Annotated in this window: 19 protein-coding genes; 11 read left to right on the plus strand and 8 right to left on the minus strand. The window is 55.7% G+C overall.

Translation table 11 applies throughout. The features are described from left to right. Positions 1-57: 57 nt before the first annotated feature. Together ACN2TU_RS22770 and ACN2TU_RS22775 are read right to left on the minus strand one after the other, a co-directional pair. The gene (locus ACN2TU_RS22770) at positions 58-1140 is read right to left on the minus strand and encodes an ABC transporter ATP-binding protein (RefSeq protein WP_435158679.1); all 1083 of its coding nucleotides are present in this window, start codon (positions 1138-1140) and stop codon (positions 58-60) included. 2 nt (positions 1141-1142) lie between these two features. Next, positions 1143-1814 (minus strand): RraA family protein, encoded by a 672-nt coding sequence (locus ACN2TU_RS22775; protein ID WP_435158681.1) that lies wholly within the window; start codon positions 1812-1814, stop codon positions 1143-1145. Positions 1815-1906: 92 nt separating this feature from the next. Here ACN2TU_RS22775 and ACN2TU_RS22780 point away from each other — a divergent pair, with 92 nt between their 5' ends. Continuing rightward, a complete protein-coding gene (locus ACN2TU_RS22780; protein WP_435158683.1) occupies positions 1907-2728 on the plus strand; it encodes a carbon-nitrogen hydrolase family protein in 822 nt (273 codons plus the stop codon). Between the two features lie 48 nt (positions 2729-2776). Then, on the plus strand, positions 2777-3559 hold the full coding sequence (locus ACN2TU_RS22785) for a TrmB family transcriptional regulator (protein WP_435158685.1): 783 nt from the start codon (positions 2777-2779) through the stop codon (positions 3557-3559). Between the two features lie 35 nt (positions 3560-3594). Here ACN2TU_RS22785 and ACN2TU_RS22790 read toward each other — a convergent pair whose 3' ends face one another. Beyond that, positions 3595-3774 carry a hypothetical protein gene (locus tag ACN2TU_RS22790; RefSeq protein WP_435158687.1) on the minus strand — a complete coding sequence of 60 codons (180 nt, stop codon included), beginning with the start codon at positions 3772-3774 and terminating at the stop codon, positions 3595-3597. Between the two features lie 246 nt (positions 3775-4020). Here ACN2TU_RS22790 and ACN2TU_RS22795 point away from each other — a divergent pair, with 246 nt between their 5' ends. The 7 genes from ACN2TU_RS22795 (at position 4021) to ACN2TU_RS22825 (ending at position 7867) form a co-directional block, all read left to right on the plus strand. Beyond that, on the plus strand, positions 4021-4188 hold the full coding sequence (locus ACN2TU_RS22795; RefSeq protein WP_435158690.1) for a DUF1931 domain-containing protein: 168 nt from the start codon (positions 4021-4023) through the stop codon (positions 4186-4188). 560 nt (positions 4189-4748) lie between these two features. After that, positions 4749-4871, plus strand: coding sequence for a hypothetical protein (locus tag ACN2TU_RS22800; RefSeq protein WP_266083363.1), 123 nt, complete (start codon positions 4749-4751; stop codon positions 4869-4871). Between the two features lie 388 nt (positions 4872-5259). Continuing rightward, entirely contained in the window at positions 5260-5484 is a 225-nt protein-coding gene (locus ACN2TU_RS22805) for a hypothetical protein (protein WP_435158693.1), read from the plus strand. A gap of 192 nt (positions 5485-5676) precedes the next feature. Continuing rightward, on the plus strand, positions 5677-6063 hold the full coding sequence (locus ACN2TU_RS22810) for an SWIM zinc finger family protein (RefSeq protein WP_435158696.1): 387 nt from the start codon (positions 5677-5679) through the stop codon (positions 6061-6063). A gap of 36 nt (positions 6064-6099) precedes the next feature. Continuing rightward, positions 6100-6243, plus strand: coding sequence for a hypothetical protein (locus ACN2TU_RS22815; protein WP_435158697.1), 144 nt, complete (start codon positions 6100-6102; stop codon positions 6241-6243). Positions 6244-6717: 474 nt separating this feature from the next. Next, complete coding sequence (locus ACN2TU_RS22820; RefSeq protein ID WP_435158699.1) at positions 6718-7455, plus strand: helix-turn-helix domain-containing protein; 738 nt, start codon at positions 6718-6720, stop codon at positions 7453-7455. Positions 7456-7504: 49 nt separating this feature from the next. Further along, complete coding sequence (locus ACN2TU_RS22825; RefSeq protein ID WP_435158702.1) at positions 7505-7867, plus strand: DUF7344 domain-containing protein; 363 nt, start codon at positions 7505-7507, stop codon at positions 7865-7867. A gap of 4 nt (positions 7868-7871) precedes the next feature. Here the strand turns inward: ACN2TU_RS22825 and ACN2TU_RS22830 are convergent, their stop codons facing one another. Continuing rightward, on the minus strand, positions 7872-8135 hold the full coding sequence (locus ACN2TU_RS22830) for a HalOD1 output domain-containing protein (protein WP_435158703.1): 264 nt from the start codon (positions 8133-8135) through the stop codon (positions 7872-7874). A 712-nt stretch (positions 8136-8847) separates the two neighbouring features. Here ACN2TU_RS22830 and ACN2TU_RS22835 point away from each other — a divergent pair. Continuing rightward, on the plus strand, positions 8848-9105 hold the full coding sequence (locus ACN2TU_RS22835; protein WP_435158706.1) for a hypothetical protein: 258 nt from the start codon (positions 8848-8850) through the stop codon (positions 9103-9105). Between the two features lie 1064 nt (positions 9106-10169). After that, positions 10170-10631, plus strand: a complete 462-nt coding sequence (locus ACN2TU_RS22840) for a hypothetical protein (protein ID WP_435158707.1) — start codon at positions 10170-10172, stop codon at positions 10629-10631. On the opposite strand, the gene ACN2TU_RS22845 is transcribed toward ACN2TU_RS22840, so the two are convergent. From ACN2TU_RS22845 to ACN2TU_RS22860, 4 genes are read right to left on the minus strand one after another with little or no spacing between them, the layout of a single operon-like run. Beyond that, a complete protein-coding gene (locus ACN2TU_RS22845) occupies positions 10623-13505 on the minus strand; it encodes a type IV secretory system conjugative DNA transfer family protein (RefSeq protein WP_435158709.1) in 2883 nt (960 codons plus the stop codon). The two genes, ACN2TU_RS22840 and ACN2TU_RS22845, sit on opposite strands and share 9 nt — an antisense overlap. After that, complete coding sequence (locus tag ACN2TU_RS22850; RefSeq protein ID WP_435158711.1) at positions 13498-14562, minus strand: DUF8128 domain-containing protein; 1065 nt, start codon at positions 14560-14562, stop codon at positions 13498-13500. Before ACN2TU_RS22850 ends, ACN2TU_RS22845 begins: the two co-directional genes overlap by 8 nt. Beyond that, the gene (locus tag ACN2TU_RS22855) at positions 14559-14819 is read right to left on the minus strand and encodes a hypothetical protein (RefSeq protein WP_435158714.1); all 261 of its coding nucleotides are present in this window, start codon (positions 14817-14819) and stop codon (positions 14559-14561) included. Before ACN2TU_RS22855 ends, ACN2TU_RS22850 begins: the two co-directional genes overlap by 4 nt. Continuing rightward, complete coding sequence (locus tag ACN2TU_RS22860) at positions 14816-17728, minus strand: VirB4 family type IV secretion system protein (protein WP_435158716.1); 2913 nt, start codon at positions 17726-17728, stop codon at positions 14816-14818. Before ACN2TU_RS22860 ends, ACN2TU_RS22855 begins: the two co-directional genes overlap by 4 nt. Between the last annotated feature and the right edge of the window lie 7 nt (positions 17729-17735).

A 17735-nucleotide genomic window follows, 5' to 3' on the forward strand; every position in this document is an offset into this window, starting at 1 on the left:
AGCGAATCAGGAAGAACAGGGACAGAACCGAACTGCTGAGGAGAACCGGCCGAGCGGTCAGTACACGCAGTCGCCGGAGTCGGCTTCGAAGAGATGGATGCGCTCGGCGCGGAAGGCCACCCGGCGCGTCTCGCCTGCTTCGACGCGTTCTTCGCCTTCCACGATGGCTTTGAGCGTCTCGTCGCCGACTTCGAGGTGGACGATTTTGTCCTTGCCTGTCGGTTCCACGAACTTCACGTCGGCGTTGAAGGCCGCCGCGCCGTCGCCAACGAGATCCACGTGTTCGGGTCGGACGCCGAACCGCATCGCTTCGCCGGACGACAACGACCGGTCGCCCTCGCTCACGTCGAGTAGGACCGAGTTGAACCCGAGATCGGCGCAGAGGTCGTCGCCGCTACGAGCGACCTCACAGTCGAAGAAGTTCATCGACGGCGTGCCGATGAAGTGGGCAACGAACTCGTTGTTCGGGTCAGCGTACACTTCTTCAGGGGCGGCGAACTGCTGTATCTCGCCGTCTTTCATCACGATGATGCGGTCGCTCATCGTCATCGCCTGCTCTTGGTCGTGGGTGACATAGACGGTTGTTACGCCGATGCGACGGTGGAGTTCCTGTAACTCTTCACGGATTTCGACGCGGAGTTTCGCGTCAAGGCTGGCAAGCGGTTCGTCCAGCAGGAATACGTCGGGATCCAAGACCGTTGTCCGGCCAATGGCGACCCGCTGTTGCTGGCCGCCCGAGAGTTCGCTCGGATTGCGGTCGAGGAGTTCCTCGATGTCGAGCATTTCGGCGGCTTCGACCACACGGTCGGTGCGCTCGTCTTTGGGGACACCGCCAACGCTGAGGCCGAACTCCATGTTCTTCCGGACGGACATGTGGGGGTAGAGCGCGAGGTTCTGGAACACCATCCCGACGTTGCGGCGCTCCGGCGGCGCGTCGGTCACGTCCTCCTCGCCGAACAGGACCGTGCCGCTGGACGCCTCTTCAAGGCCCGCGATGATGCGGAGCGTCGTCGTCTTGCCACACCCACTCGGGCCGACGATGCTGATGAACTCGCCGTCCTGAATCTGGGCGTCCACGCTCTCGACTGCTCGAAGACTGCCGAATCGCTTGCCGACGGCGTCGAGGCTAATCGAAGTCATGGTTAGTCAGACTGCATTTCTTCCACGAGGTCGTTCGCGTTCGAGATGTCGGCGATGGACTCGCCGTTCTCGATGCGGTCCACCGTTGTCGCCTCGCTTTCGAGGGCGGCCTCGCCCTGTTTGAGCGCGCGTTCGGCCTCCTCTGGCGGGAGGAAGAGGACGCCGTCCTCGTTCAACAGAACCACGTCGCCGGGTTCGACGACCGTTCTACCTACCTGCACCGGGACGTTGATATCACCGCCGCGTCCATGGAGGCGGGTCGTTCGGGCGGAGCGACCGCGGGCGAACACCGGAAAGTCAAGTTTGTTGATATCCCACGAGTCCGTGATGGCCCCATCAATGACGGCGGCCGCGGCACCGCTCGCCATCGCGCCTCGCGTCGTCATCTCGCCCCACGGCGCGTTCTCGGTGTGACCCTGCATGTCCACCACGATGATGTCGCCGGGTTCCGCGAGTTCGGTCGCTTTGTGGACCATCGTGGAGTCCTCCGGTGGGATGCGGACCGTCAGTGCGGGACCTGCGACGGTCAGCGGCCCCTCGGGGCCAGTGCCCATATACTCCACGTCTGCGGACGGAAAACCGAAGTGGCGGTGGTGACCCACGTCGTTCGGTGAGATGCCCGCTAGTTGTTCGACGAGTCGCTCCTCGGGACGGTCAAGATCATTGATGACCATGGCATGTGAACGCAATTCACTGTATAAGACGGTTTACGACCACTCTTCGGTGGTGAATTACGTATTTTAGGTGTGATTTGGTACCATGGAGTATGACGAAGACGACGGTCGCGGTCTGTCAGATGGACTCGAAAGACGATAAATCAGCCAACGTCGAGACGGCTCTCTCACTCCTCGACGAGGCGGCCGAGGAAGGAGCGAACTTTGCCGCGCTCCCGGAAATGTTCACCTTCATGGGTGACAAAGACGAGTATCGAGGAGCGGCCGAGGTGGTACCCGGATCGGTCACTGAGAAACTCTCGGCGAAGGCGGACGAACACGACATGTGGGTTCACGGCGGGAGCATGTTCGAGGTCGCCGACGAAGAAGGGAAAGTTCACAATACGACCGTGGTATTCGGTCCGAACGGAGACCAGCGCGCGCAGTACCGAAAGATCCACCTCTTCGACGTGGAAATCGGCGACGAGGTCGTGACCCAAGAGTCTGCTCGGGTGGTTCCTGGCGAGGAACTCGTGACGTTCGACGCCGGATTCGCTACCGTCGGCCTCGGCATCTGTTACGACCTCCGGTTCCCGGAACTGTTCAGTAGCCTCGCCGAGCGAGGAGCCGACGTCATCGTCCTTCCCGCGGCGTTTACCAAGCACACCGGCAAGGATCACTGGGAGGCGTTACTACGCGCTCGAGCGATAGAAACCCAGTCGTACGTACTTGCACCGGGCCAAATCGGTGACAAGCCTAACTCGGTTCCGAGCTACGGGAGGTCGCTGGTCGCGGATCCGTGGGGGAACGTGGTCGCTAAGGCCAGCGACACGGTCGGCGTCACAACCGCCGATCTCGATTTTGAGTATCTTCGACGAGTACAAAAAGAACTGCCTTCCCTCATGCATAAGCGTTCAGAATTATACGAAGTGTAGAATGTTTGGCAAACGGTATATACAACCGAGATAATGTCACACATAGACATGGGAATATCACTCGCGGACGACTTCGAAATATACCTACACGAAATCGGTCTGTCGGAGTATGAGTCTCGTGCCTACCTCGGAGTGCTTCAAAGCGGGACAACGACAGCCAAAGAGATCTCGGAAGCCGCCGATATACCCCAATCACGAGTGTACGACGTCCTCGAATCGCTCGAATCGAAGGGGTTCGTCACGGTACAGCCGGGACGACCAAAGAAGTTCGGCCCGATCGAACCGGAACTCGCCATCACGCAGTACGTCCAGTACAAGCGGAGCAACTTGGAAGCGGAAATCGAACGGAGTCGGAATATTGGCAACGAGTTCCTCGACGCGCTTGACGGGCAGCAGTTCCAGTACCGTCAAAACGACGAAATCGACGTGTTCTGGTCGTACAAAGGGAAAAACTACATTCTAAAGCAGTTCGGTCAGTACTGCCAAAGCGCCACCGACGAGATTCAGATGATAACCAAGGGCGACAGCCTCGGACGAGTAGTTTGTAAGCACAAAGAGATACTCCGCGATCGGGCCAAACATGGCGTCGATATCCGTATTATCGTCCCAAAAGACGAGGTCAGGGACGTGGTGCTTGACGCCGCGGACGACTGGGCTACTGTTCAGAACGGGAACGCCATCGAGGGGCGCATCTACCTCTTCGACTCCCAGCGAATCCTGGTGACGTGGCTGAGCGACCAGGAAGATCGATTCGTGGCGATGGCGACCCAGAGTTCACAGCTTCAATCGACCTTCGGACAGTTATTCGAACTCGCGTGGCAGACCACCTGAGCGGCGGAGCGACGGTGCTTGTCGTCACGCAGGCCTCAAAGCGGTCGCTTCCATTTGGCGTGTCCACTTGGACGGTGGTCTGCGTCCACATCGTCGTGGGCTGGGTCGGCTGCTGCGTCGTCGCCTCGGTTGTTGTCGGTACTGTAGTCGCTGTCTACGTCGCCTGTGTTATCTGCCTGTCTTCTTCCACGATCGACCCTTCCTCGGAAAACCACTAGATAACCACTCGCGGACTCAATTTCCCCCGTTCTAACGCACCCGGCTCATGCAACTCCTCGAGCCGCTGATGTACTGGCCGTCGCTCCATCTCAACTGTATCTGCGACCCACCGAGCGGTCACCGCCGGAAACTCGGACGCACGAATCACTCGAAGAATATCCTCATCAGTGATCCGAATTACTGTCCCCTCTCGACTATTTTGCCGCTGTCTTTTTGTAGTATTCTACCGTCTGGATGCTTGTATGGCTGATTTGATTGTCAAATCCGCAGTGAAAGAACAGCTCGAAGGACAGAACGTGGCCAGCGACTTCTACGATGCACTCGATGAAGAAGTCGCTTCAGTCCTCGATAACGCTGCTCAACGAGCCGAAGAAAACGATCGCAAAACCGTCCAAGCGCGCGATTTGTAGCTGCTCATCGCTTCAGATAACATCAACCTGTTTTTGCTAGTCACTACACAGAACTCATTTCTCTAACGACGAACCGCTACTCAAACCGAATCCAGATCACCCGATGAACTTCGGGCTTCTTCTTTCGAATCTCGTCGTTCTCATGCAGCCGAGTGAGATCGTTATAGGCCGACCGCCGTGACCAATCGAATTTGTCCGCGATTTCGCTCACCATAGAGGATTCGAGTGATTTCATGACCTCGAGTACATCCGTTGGAGACCGTTCCTGTACGAACTCGTTTTCCTCTTCTCGTCTTCATCAGGTATACTTTCCTGGCCTTCGCTCGGTCTCTCTTCTTAGCACGATGCCGATGTTAGTATTCTATACTAACCTTCGGCAATCTTGCAAACCCTGACCGCTTCCCTGACCACCCACACCGACAATCGTCCCACTACTCTACCACCCACCAATAACTGAGACTGAGAACTCCCGTTCGCAGTTCTCAGCCGGGGGGATTGCAGCTCACAGCTGCCAAGTGCAAACTTATAATCGTCTTTACCAAGTAGAGATACATACGAACATGGCGCTGGAAAAGATACTCACGGTCGAACAATTGGCCGAGACAACGGGCCAATCGGAAGAACAACTCCGAAAAGACCGCGAAGCCGCAGCGAAGATGGCTGGCGACGCTGCAGACGAATAGCGCTACACCTTTTCATGACCGGTACTGGTTCGACGAACACGATAGACCAATTACTCAGTCATACTGATGGTCCATCGAAGCCAATTGCGGACCGTGATCTGACTCGCGTTCGCTCATCTGCATATATTGTCCATGGTAATTTCGCCAGACTGGATGAGATCTGTGATGACATCAGTCCCGAGAGCGATTACGATGATGGTGAGAGCGAATTGCTCTATGCGCGTCCCAACGACGAATTCGAATAATGTCACTCAATCAAAATGGAAGATGAATAGTAGTTCTCATCATCTACAAACAAATAGATACAGAGCATGGCACATCAGAAATAAGTATCATCTACCCTCACAGATGTAGAAATATTTATTCTCTATTCGCTCCTTTATATGCTATGGAACTCAGTAATTCCTCTGTCTCTGAGCGTAAGAGCACGCTCCCCGACGTTGTGAAAATCAACCTCATTATCTGGGGGGCACTCATCACAGCTCTCGGTATCATTCTGTGGGAGACGACGTTCCTTACTCAGGCAGTGCCAGTGGCATTCCTTGCTGCAATTGCCAGCAATCTCTTCCTGTTGTGGGGAGCACGAGGGATGCGCGATGAAGCACAAGATTGAGAACCTATACCGCCCAGAATCGCTGCGGTCTTTGGACATACGCCACAGTACACACTACCGAAGTATAGTCCTGTTAGTGTATGCTATGTGGCGAATACAATATGGTGGGAAGAATGATGCCCTCGGGCGTGTGTAGAAACGTGCCAGGTGTTACAGCACCCGGTACTGGTCTTCCAGATGCACCAGAAGACCATGAATACAAAACAATCCGCAGCCCGTGGCGCTGACGTGACGGCACAGAACCGCGCACAAGCCGAACAATTTTCCTTCGACGTTGATGCCCCCGGACTCGTTGAAGTCACCAACGAGAGTCACGAGAACCCGGAAGAGAACCAATACACAGTCTCTATCGACGACGTGACCGAGAAACTGATGGCCTGCACGTGCCCGCATCACGTCCACCGTAACGCCTTCTGCAAACACATGGCTGCTGTCGAAGGAGCAACAGACGACGGGACGCTCCATGCGTTCCCCTCGAGGGACGACGATACCGAACCCGAAGACTGCGACTGTGAGAACCTCGGTGACTTCCCGTGCTGGCCGTGCATTCGTGTAGGACGGAAGGAACTGCCGAACTAACCACCGCTTTAGCTCTTTTTCTGCATAACACGCCAAGTGACGGTCTCGGATAGCACCGACCAGCGAACGCTCACGGAAAGTGCGAACGCTGTGACCGACGATACACCGGAGACAGCGACGGCCCTCCTCGACCGAGCACAGCAACACGCAACGAACGTCGCCGCCGAGCACTTCCCTTGACCTGCTGCTGTTGACCGTCTTGTGCTGTCTCACAGCCCATCGCGTCTGCGCCTGTTCTCTCGACGACCGTCATTGGAATTCGGCTATTGACGAAAGTTGCAAGGTTAAGACCTCCACTACCGTACGGCAATCTGCTGCACCTTTCACGCGGGGAGCAGCAGAACATAGAGCAGGGATATTTCCCTGCTTTGAGGGTGATGGGTGGACCTTCATGGCCACCAACATCCTTCACTGATGATATGGCTACTCGACTATCTCCTGTTCGCGATGAGTAGATCCTGGTGATGTGGTTCTTGAACAACTTCGATTATATATAAATTTAAATGATTCCAATTGTCGTTCTCGGATGTCACCATCAATGACCGCTTGCAGTGTACAGCGGTCACTACGAGGTTTTCCTGATCTCAATTCTATGTTGCAACACAGTTGCACAAGACACGAGGGTTTTGACGACACGATACCTACCAGTTGCTAATGACAGGTGAGTCTCCAGATGATACTTCGGGACGTTCTACAGCAGATGACGACTTTCCACCCAGAGATCCACGCCTCAGACTCGAATTTCATTCCGATAATCTCGCAAAGCCGTTTCAAGAGACGTTCGATGAACCGGTAACAATCACAGTGAATTCGGTCGTCCAACTTGCCGATGGGACTCACCTCCAGTACTGGACGGTCACTCACACCTCCCCCGATCGACTTTGCAAAACAGTCGTGAATTTCCCGACCACTCTCGATGCTCGACTATTGAGCACGGTTGGCGATACCCATCGCATCGAGGTTCATGGTGATACCTCGTCGTTATTCTCAGCCTTCGATGAATTTGATGGCGACACCAAAGCCGCCGTGTATGATGAGAATGGAGTCCATGTCGTTGCAGAATTTCCGTCGAGTGTCAAAACAGACATGGTTGTCGATGCTGTTCACGACATTTATCCGGATCTCGATCTTGTTTCCTCTCACACGATTCAAACAGTCCACGTCTTTCGACACGTCATCGAAGACCAATTGACTGACCGACAACTGACTGCATTGCGGATCGCATACTTCAGTGGGTACTACGAGCAACCACGCATGAGTACGGGTGAGGAACTAGCAGAGAGGATGGGTATTTCAAAGCAAGCCTTTCATGAACATCTCCGAAAGGCATATGCAACAATATTCGAACACCTCTTGGAGAATAGTGAATTTAGCACGAGGGTTGACCAGTAAAGTACCATTTTAATCTGCCAGCAAATCCATTTTGCTGGCAGTGAAATTGATGGACTCCTCTTCGGACAACCCAGACAAGCGATGTTCGCTTGACGAGCTATTCAAACTCTTGGCAGATAGACACCGCCGTCATATCCTTACGTACCTCGTTACACATGCCGATCAACCTGTGCCGCTCGAGGCACTCGTGGAACATCTCGAGAGACACACAGACACTGACCGAGAGCGCCTCGTGATTCGGCTCCATCATCTCCATCTGCCCAAACTTGCTGATTATGGCGTAATCGAGTACAATTCCTCACTACAGCTCGTTTCGTACACGGAACACCCTCGCCTCGAAGCACTGCTGCAGGCAGGACAGAGCCTCGGTGACGATGGCACTGAATCGGATGTGAACGAATCTAACTCGTAGCACTCTACGAATCGACGGCAGCAACAGAAACCGTCCGGTCAGAATGAATCGTAACACGATATCCAATATACTCAAAGCTCACTTCTGGTGAGCCATGTTGATAGAGCGCTTCGAGGGCATCTGGGTCAATCACCTCGTAAAGAGGGGTCGCAGGCTTCGTGCCATTGGCTTCAGTTACTGCTGTCACCACGGCACCAGTGATCGACTCCGTGTCCGAAGGTGTCGTACGTATCGATGGCTCTGGCTGCGATGATGACGTGTTCTCCATACGCTCTGCTCAAGCAAGGTGTGCTAATAGTTTTTAGGGGCTACTCGGTAGCATATCGCACGCTTTTTGAACAATCTAACCGAGCCGAACACCCTCGTCTTCCCGATAACCGCCTACGCCAACCACCAACCCATAGCCCTCACCATTCACAATCCCTCATACGCAGTGGACAGTCGACCTGCGTTCGTACGGAGGACAGTCGGCCGGCAGAAACACATGGGTGCCCACCCAGCTGCAACACACTGGATTTCATCTGCTTTTTCACCGGCTAGACAGTCAGCCCCAGGTCCTGACAGCCCTGCTAGTGAGACTCCAGGGTTCCGCTGTTAACAGCGCTTGCTCGACAGTCCCACCGTTACTAAACCTACCACTCTCCTGCTGGTACGCAGAGGACAGTCCACCGGGCTCTCGCCTGCTTATCTCTACTGTGCTGTAGCCCTGGACAGTCCAATATGCTGCCCTGTGCCGTCCCAGGGACGGTGCCCTAACGTCCTGTGGACAGTTTGGCAGTGCGTTACTGCCGCCACTCGTGCGTTCTATGGAAGACGGTCGCTCACCTATTGGCGCCCATGTGGTACCCAAGAGAACTGTGCACCGTGTTCTATCGTTGACCCACCATCGGTAACTAGTGGTGAAACTCTCTACAGCTGCGCTTAGATACACAGCTAATATTTTAGAAATCTATATTATCGCTGCCGTTGTAGTATTGACTATGAGCTCAGTTGTTCAGTCACTCAAAAAGCCCTACACTCGGAACGTTCTCGAAGTCATTGGTGCGTCGCTCCTCGCACTGATCTTGATTGGGCCACTCATCTATGCAGCCCTTGGCAAGCTCATCAGCTTTGGGCTTGACCTCTTTGGCGTTGCACAACCACTGCCGCTCCTCTGGGTAAATGTGATCTTCATCAGTTCGATCTTCATCACCATCTGGGGTGTGTTCAAAGTCGTTGAGTTCTACTACCAACGCTAACTCTCGTTTTCTCGCTGCTGTCCTTCTTTGGTGCCCATGTGGCACCCCACCTTTGCCATCACATGAGGATTCCGTGAGTACGTGCTACTGGCACCCCAGTCAGTGCACCAAGACTGGTTGACTGCGTGTCGCTCATCGGCACCCCATTCCAGTTCGGATACTGGCACCCCACATAGTCGCTTTGCGGGTTTCTCAGTATGTCCTGGCAGGGCAGACTGTCCACTTTTCTCGTCTATCACTGGCTCAAGGGTAATCACGGCCCCACTCGCTTGTGCTGGCCATCATTCCAGGTCTGCTGTTGCGGTCGCTGTCGCTGTGCTGTTGTAGCCTCTCTGCTGTGCGGCACACTGTCCAGTGCTACTCATGGCGGCTTGCCGCCAGTGCTGTGTTGTTGTTCCTGCTACACTGCGTTGCCCTCAGCGGGCCCGCTAAGTACAGTGGTGGGCGTCCCCTTTTCGTCAGTCTGTTGTTCCCTTTAGGATCGGCACGGCCTGACTGTCCCACTGTCTCGCTCTCTGTATTCCTCGTGTGACCTCGGTGGATTGTCCCTTCCTTCGATGTTCTTCCTTCCCGGTTGTTCTGCATGGTGGACTGTCCTCTTCTTCGTGTCCTGGGTGTCGTCGAGAATTCGCTCTGGTAGACTGTCCGGGTGCTATTGCTCCCGGCTATCTGCACTCTCGCATCACCTCAGATGCTTCTGCTGGTCGCCTGTTGGGGTGCCCTCTTTCCGCCAGTACTGTGCATCATCTGTTTTGTGATAGATTGGGGGTCCCGCTGGCTCTCACTGTCCTGGATTTGTCTGTTTTCGTCGTAGGTCAATTTATTCTGTAGTCGGGGGCATCAGCCCCCGCGTTGTGTCGCGCACACTCTTTTCCAACTTTTGATAGAATTGAGGGGGTGCCCCCTTGCCGTTATTTTTTGGTGTTGTTTACCGCTTCATGCACAGCTATCGGGAGTTATTGATACAGCTGTATAGTGCCCTAATATTGAAGGTGTACTACCTCAATAGTGCTGGGTGTAGGCATACTATGGACTCTGACACCTCCACACCAACCCCTGAAGAAATGCGAGACAAGCTGGGCGACCAGCGCCGGAAAATGCTCGCCACACTCAACCGGGCCGACGAGGCCACATTGGATACATCAACACTTCGACAACGGGCTGACGTTCCAACCGGGAGTATTGACCATCACTTGAAGCTACTCACCCGCTGGAATCTCATTGAGCAACAACCGGATCGCACTTACACTGGGCAAGGTGGCTCACGTGCTCGCGTGTGGCAGCTCACCGACGACGGCGTGGCATTCATCGAAGAGCATGACGACGTGCTCTCACCACCAGAAACCGCACAGACTGCCACACGGGTAACGGCGCTTGAAAATCGTATCGAAGACCTCGAAGCAGAAACCCGCCAGCGACGTCAAGTTATCATCGACATCCTCGAAGTCATCTCCGGAGCACAAGACGACGAAACGCAAAAGCAAGTACAACAGATCCTCGCCGAAGCCGACACAAAGCTATCGTAACACGCCAAATCCGCTGTCCGACTCGGGATTTTCCTCCTCGTCACTGTTCGTATCGCGTTCGTCGCTCACGTTCTCAGCAGTCGGTGCTATGCCTTCCTCTCGTTCGGCTCCCAGGTCGTCTCTACTGTCTGTTTCATGCTCGTCTCTCTCACCGTCTGTGCCTGATTCATTGGTACTCCCGACGTTCGATTCCAGCTGATAGCTGGATGCATCGTTCACCAGATCAGTCAGTAGCGTCTGTGTCTCGCCTTCATACAGCCGGATATCCATCGGTGTTTGCGTCTCCGGCGGCACCACGATCACATCCCATTCCACCGCGTCGAGGTCGCCATCCATTTCGTACTCGGGGATCACTGGCGGCTTGATGTTCCGCTCGCCACCGCTGGGGTAGGCACTCGCGTCAGTGAAGATGTCTGCTGCCGACTCGAACCGGGCATGGATGGTGCCCTCACTGTCGCGTAGCACGTACTCGCCAGTCTGCTCGTCATGTATCCAGACGTTTTCTCGACTTCCAGGCCGGGTCATCGTCTCGCCATCGATCGTAAGCATCTGGGTGCCGGTGTAGAACCGCCGTTCGTCAGCCACCGGGTGATTGCTCCGACAACAGAACGGCTCGTCTGCCACCGTCTCATAAACGTTCTCAGCCACCTCCTCCCGGGCAAAGAACAGACACCGATGTCCGGCGTTGTGAGCTTGGGCGAGGTTTTTCACTGTCTGTGAGGGCTGGGTGCTGCCGGTCGTGTGTTCACTCTCAATATAGGCGTCCTTCGCTCCCGCAAGCCGATTCAGGAGAGCGTGATTGTCCCGATAGGTGGTCACTTTGGCGGTGATCGCTTCGGGATCATCAGCGTCGTCGATGGCGAGCATCTCATCAACCCGTGCAAGACCGTCCGGCATTGCGTTGCCCGTCTGATCTGGAATTTCGAAGATAAAACCGAGCTGTGTCATCGGGACATAGGCGTCAGCCATCGGTGCCCAGTGTTCTGCCCCGCCGTCATTCTCGCTATCGCCGACGTTCATGAAGCTCCGAGAACGTACCTTCACTTGGCTTTGGCCGCTCTCTTCGCGGTATTCGAGGTAGGCCTCAGGGATGTCTTTGAGCACATGCCGCCACGCACGTTCAGCGGTCTCAACGCCGCCCCGTGCAGGTAGGTAGTCGGTGAGGCGATCGAGACACGCCTCAATCGGCATGAACTCACCTGGTTGCCCCTGCCGAATGCTCTCGTCGTAGATGGCTTTCAGTGCCGCATCACGCGATCGCTCATCATTCGCCGTATCGAGTGTCTTGGCACTCGCTTTCTCCGGCGTGACGGCTTCGTTCATCCCACCAAACTTGAGCTGGCGCATCATCTCGTCGTCAGTGAGTGGCGGGGCCGCAAACCGCTCCAGACTTTCAGTGATAATTGCCTCTGCTTCGTCTTCGTCCCGGATGTTCGGATACGGCGCAAACGTCTTGAGCTTGAGCGCACCAGAGAACCGGGTGCCGCCGTCTAACGGAATACGTGACCAGATTCGATGGTTCTCGAGTTCGGTGAAATCCTCGATATCACAGTCACTCAACCGCCGCGTGAGAGGGCGGGCGTCCTCGTCGTCCAGCACGCGGAAGAACACACCCGTGTTGCAGTTGTTCTTGACTGGTTTGAGCACACCCGACTCTTTGAGTTGCGTCGGATACTGACACGCCAACGTCACCGAGAGGCGCATCGAACGGGCACGTGCCAGCATGTCGTCGACGTCAAGATTCTTGTGAAGGACGCGATCGGCTTCGTCGAGGATTGCGAAGAACGGCGTTTTCTCCGCACCTTCGATCGAGCGGTTTTGAATCGCATTCCATAGCGGGCGAAGCGTGCCGAGTGTCACGAGTTGCTTGATATCGTCGTCGGAAACCGCCGTACGAACGATGACGATTTTCTCGTCATCGAGGATCTCCCGAAAGTCGATCGTACTCGCACGACAGCCCGCGATGCGACGGGTGACAGGACTCTCGACCCACGGTTTCAGCCGGGTGATCACGGGTCGCACAGCGTCATCATCCATTTCGGCGATTTCGGAGACGAACTCACCGACCCACGGATCGTCAATCTCGTCGGCGAAGTCCTCGCGTCGTTGGGCGTTCAAGAGGACGAAATACATATCGAGCACACAGTACTGCTCGTCTGGGTCCTCGATCTCGTGATTCGCCTGCATCATCGCCCGAGCCATCGACTCAACGATCGCATTCATCCGTGGGCCCCAGTAGTCGTCACCCGACAGAACAGCCTTGAGAACTTGAATACGATCGGTGACGTGCTGTTCAAGCTCCATCTCGCTCTCACAGTCCGGGACTTCGAGGAAGTTGATCCCGATACTCCGATCGTGGTCGTCGTCACCTGGCTCAATCCAGATCACGTCGTCATGCCGGTATTCGGGGAGTTTCTGGAGGAGTTCTTTGCTGTCCTCGGCCTTGGGGTCAAAGTAGATGAACCCGTAGCCTGCCCACGCGAGCTGCACCATCCAGTTCAGCATTTCGGTGGTCTTCCCGGCACCAGTGGTGCCGACAACCCAGAGATGCTGGAAGAGCTGGTTGAACTCCACAGGAGCTGGATCGAAGCCCTGCTGGGCGCTATCGTTGTATCCAAGCCACAGTGGCATGTCTGGATGGTCTCGGGCACGTTCGAGCAGTTCGCGGATCTCTGGGCCTGCCACCGGTCCCTGCTCTTCGGTCTCGGTGATTGTTTCGGTCATTCCATCCGCCGCGTACTCTGCACCCGTTTGCGTGAACCCATACGGTTCGTTCGTGATCGTCGTCGGAACGGTAGCGCTCTCTTCGGCTTTACCCCCCGGTGATTCATCCACCGAATCGTCTTTCCCACCACCGAAGAGTCGATTAAGCATCTTTCTCCCCCGTGATGTATCCGCTGTGCTCGTGGGACCCAACCGGCACCTCTTCGCCGCGTTTAGTCTGGCGGCGGTCGAGTTGCGCGATCGAGATATCTGCTGGTGGCAGGTGCACAATTGGAGCGATCTCTAGCGACGTGAGCAGCATTTTCTCGCCCGACCACTCCCGGCGGGCCATCGTTTCCGCCAATGTGTCCGGCGAACTACTCGGCTCGACGATGAACGCCTGCTCGGTCTTCGAGTTGTAGTAGCTCGCAAAGGAGGCACCGACCGCTTCGGCGTGGTGCTTGACCGCTTCCTTGTCGTCACCCACCGAAAGGTGGCGAATCATCACATCGAACGCCTTCTCCTTTGCACGCCGATCAAGGACATTCCCGATCTCCGTTGCATCGGCTGTCTCTTTCTCACGTTTTGTTTCGGCGAGGTCGTGAATCGTGTAGACGCCGTTCAAATGATAGTAGAGTTCGGTGAGATTCGTCGTCAGAAGCCGTCCTGTCTGCCAGTTTCGTGTTGTCGGGCGAAACATGACTTGGATGACGCTCCGGATCGGCTCTCGGCCAGTTGCACCACCGGCTTTCACCGCATCATCCACGATATCGCCGAGGACGGTCTCGTATGGGTCGTCTTCGCGGAACCCTTCGAGGTCACGGCGACGTATTGGCCACCATCGGTGCTTCCGGAGCGTCCACTCACCGCCTGCCACGTAATCCCCCTCATCGATGTGTATGAGGTTGGCCTCTTCCCGCCGGACGTCCGAATCAGGATACTTGTGCCGGAGTCGAGTGAGGAACCAGTGGAAATCATCACTGCACGGCAGGTAGCGGAAGCTGATCTGCTCACCGTCGTAGACAATCTCTGCTGCACGGGGCACGCTTCGTTTGCCACTCAGGTCTGAGTGAGACGGATGGACGGATTCGAACCACTCGATCGCGGTGTCTATCCCGCCATCGTCTTTGAACGGCCGAACGCGAATGAGTTCATCACTAGCTTGGTCGTTGGACGTTGCACCGAGTTGTGTGGCACGGTACTCGGCTGACCGACTCAGGCGACTCATCGACCTACCCCCGGAATGAGTTTCGAGGCTCCGATCAACACACCAACGATCGTGAGATACGACGCAACGATGTCACCGAGCAGCGCGTTGAGTTCCGGTGCCGAGTAGCCCAGGAACCCCGGCACGAGGCTGTTCGTGAAGAAGACCGCGAACAGCCGCTCGGCGAGGAACGTTGAGAACTGCTGGATAGGTGGAACACTCGCGAGTGTGTGAAACGCGGCCACTACCATCTCGACAGCCTGGAATAGGAGGCTCATTCCTGCTCACCTCCGTCAGCCGCCACTACCGAACGGTGTGTCTCTGTCTCGTTCTCCGACTCATCACTGGATTGCTGCCCATCATCGAAGCGGTCGCCAAGCTGGCGTTCTAAGTACTCATGCCAGTTGCCGTGGTCACTCGGTTCATAATCGACGATCGAGAACTCGACCGGGTTCACATCCATACTCATTTCAACCCGTTGCGGGTAGCACTCCCGTGTTCCATCCTCGTCCACGGCGAGCAGCATTTCCGAATAGCCACGGTCTTTGTCGCCGGGGAGGGCACTATTGACAAAGGTCGCTTCCTCGGCGTTGAGCCCGATTTCACTCCCGAACTCGGGCGTCATATTGTCCAAGTGGTGGAAGCACATCATCGAGGAATTGTTGAAGATGACTTCTGCCTGTGATTTGAGCGCACTCGTCCCCTCGTCGTCTTTCGCGTAGAACTCGCTGATCGACTGTGTAGAGAACAACAGCGAGAGATTGTAGTGTCGCGAGTGACGTACGACCTGCTCCAAGAACGTCAAGTTGTCCGCGTGCTTGGTGAGGTATTGCGCTTCATCGATAAGAATCATCGTCGGGTCGTCGCTCTCTTTGGCCATCTCATAGACCGACGTGAGGAGCAACCCGAGCATCAGCCCCGTCTCACCTTTCCCCTCCTTGAGTTGCAGGTCAAGGTAGAAACTCCCGCCATCAGCGTTCAAATCGAAGCCAGTTTCCTTCGTGAAGTGGCGATAGCGCGTCCGGAACGCTTCAATGTCCTCAGAGAGCACCCGTTCGGCCGCTTCGCGGGTTCGCAGCGGGACGTCCGTCTCACTCAAATCAGCGTCGAGGAGGTCGCCCATCTGGTGAATCTCGGGGTTATCGCCGACTCCAGCAATATGCGCAATCTCCTGAATCACGTCCCGAAGCGTCGGTGATTCGTTGCCGTGCGTGCCCGGGTCCTTCGTGATTCCCTTCTCGTTGTAGGCACGGCGTCCGGCTTTCTCCCAGACGTTCTTTTTCTCTGCTTCGAGTTCTCGGCCTTCGAGGTCGTAGAACGTCTCGACGAAACTTATGAAGCGCTCCATCGCCTCGCTGAACGGCGTCGTCCGACCAACAACGGATAGCTTCTCCTCGGGCGTTTCTTTGATCTCCAACGGATTGAGACCCGTCTCACCCCCCACGACAATCTGCTCAGCATCGAAGAGCTTCGACGGGCCCGCAAGCCCTTCGAGTGGATCGATGAGCACGACGTTCATCTCGGGGTTGCGTTCCTTGAGTTGTGTCAGAATTTTCTTCGATGTAGTGGACTTGCCGCTCCCGATCTTACCGAACACCATCATATTGTAGCCCATTCCCCGAAGATATGGATCGACAATCGTGGGTTCGTCCCGATCGTGATGGATGCCAACCTCGATTCCCGATGGCTCGTAAATGTTGTTCGAAGTGTAGGGCATCTGCTTTGCCAGTGCACGCCCCAGCATCGGCGTGGCCTTGTTCATCGAATCATAGACGAGTGGCGCGGCCGAGTGGGCCATCTCCTCCTGCTGGAAGTGGGCAGGCACAACCTCGCACCGGGCGGGTTGCTCTTTGAAGCGCTGTTTCATCGTCTTCGCCGCATCGAGCAGCTGCTCTTCAGAGCTGGCACGAAGGCTCACGTAGGTACTCGTCATGAACAGCCCCGATCCTGATTCGGTCAGAGAATCCTCGATATCCGAGGCAGCCTGCCACTTGCGATAAGCTGACTCGGCTCCCCAATGGCCTTCTTGCTCTTTCTTCTCGTAGTCGCTCTTGTGTTTGATCTTGTTCTTCTGGGATTGTTGCCGGGCATCGGATTTGGAGACGCCGAGTGCGTGCGTTGAGAGTGTGATATGCACGCCGGGAGTGTTCAATACGTCTCGAAACATGCCGATATCAGGGTTCTCTGGCCAATTCTCGACCCACATTCCAAGAACGTAGGTCTCCTCGTCCAGGACGAGATAGCGCTGATCATCATACCGAACCGACTCAGGAGCGAGAAAAGACCGATAGTTCTCGGCGAGTGGATCGCTGTCCTTCGCTTGTACATCGACCTCATAGTCTACATCGACATCGGCGTTTCCGCCCACAACCGGCGAGTCATGGATCAATGCCCGAATCGTCTCATTCGGAATCGTGGCCGCATTGTCCGCTCGGTAGTAGGAGCGAAGCAACCGCGTGAACTCGACTAGCGAGATCGGCGTCCCGGTGATGCCATCAACACTTCCGAGTGCTTGAACGACGCTTTCGACGCGCTTGTTCAGGCGAGCAGTCAGGTCAATGCGAAGCTGCTCGAGGTCGTCGCCGTAGTTGTTCATTCGACGGGCCTTGATCTGATCGCCGATGAACGGGAGGTTTGTTGCGCTTCCAAAGAGTCCAGCCGCGTCGTCCCATGATTCGGAGAGTTCGACCGGCATGACCTTCACGAGGACGTAATGCTCGCGAACAAGCACACTCTCGTGGTCATCGTCGATGATCTCCACTCGTTCATCGAGCAGACGACGCTGCAGGCGGTCCATTCCCGTGAGATCCTTTTCGTCGGGACGACTGGCAGCCATTTCGTGGTAGTCTTCGCGATAACTCTGCTTATCCAGTGAACGAAGCGTACTGTATTGCTCAATTTCGAAATCGACGGTTGTTGAGAGGGCTTCGTCTAGCTGCTTGATGCGGTCCTCCCACTGCGATGCCGTCTTCGTACTCATGTTCGCTGGGTCAACACGGATCGCGGCAACGACCGATCGGTCTGTCAATTCCACGGCGTTGTGTCCCGGAAGTGGCCGATTCACGGGCACCCACTCTTGGGTGGATTGGCCGCTGGTACTCGTCACGAATCGACGGACGAGAGGAACTGTTTGGAAGAGTTTCTGTGCGGTCGGATGCTCGTTTGCGGGTTGGGCGTTCTGACTCATTGATTTG

The sequence above is a fragment of the Haladaptatus marinus genome (assembly GCF_051194195.1).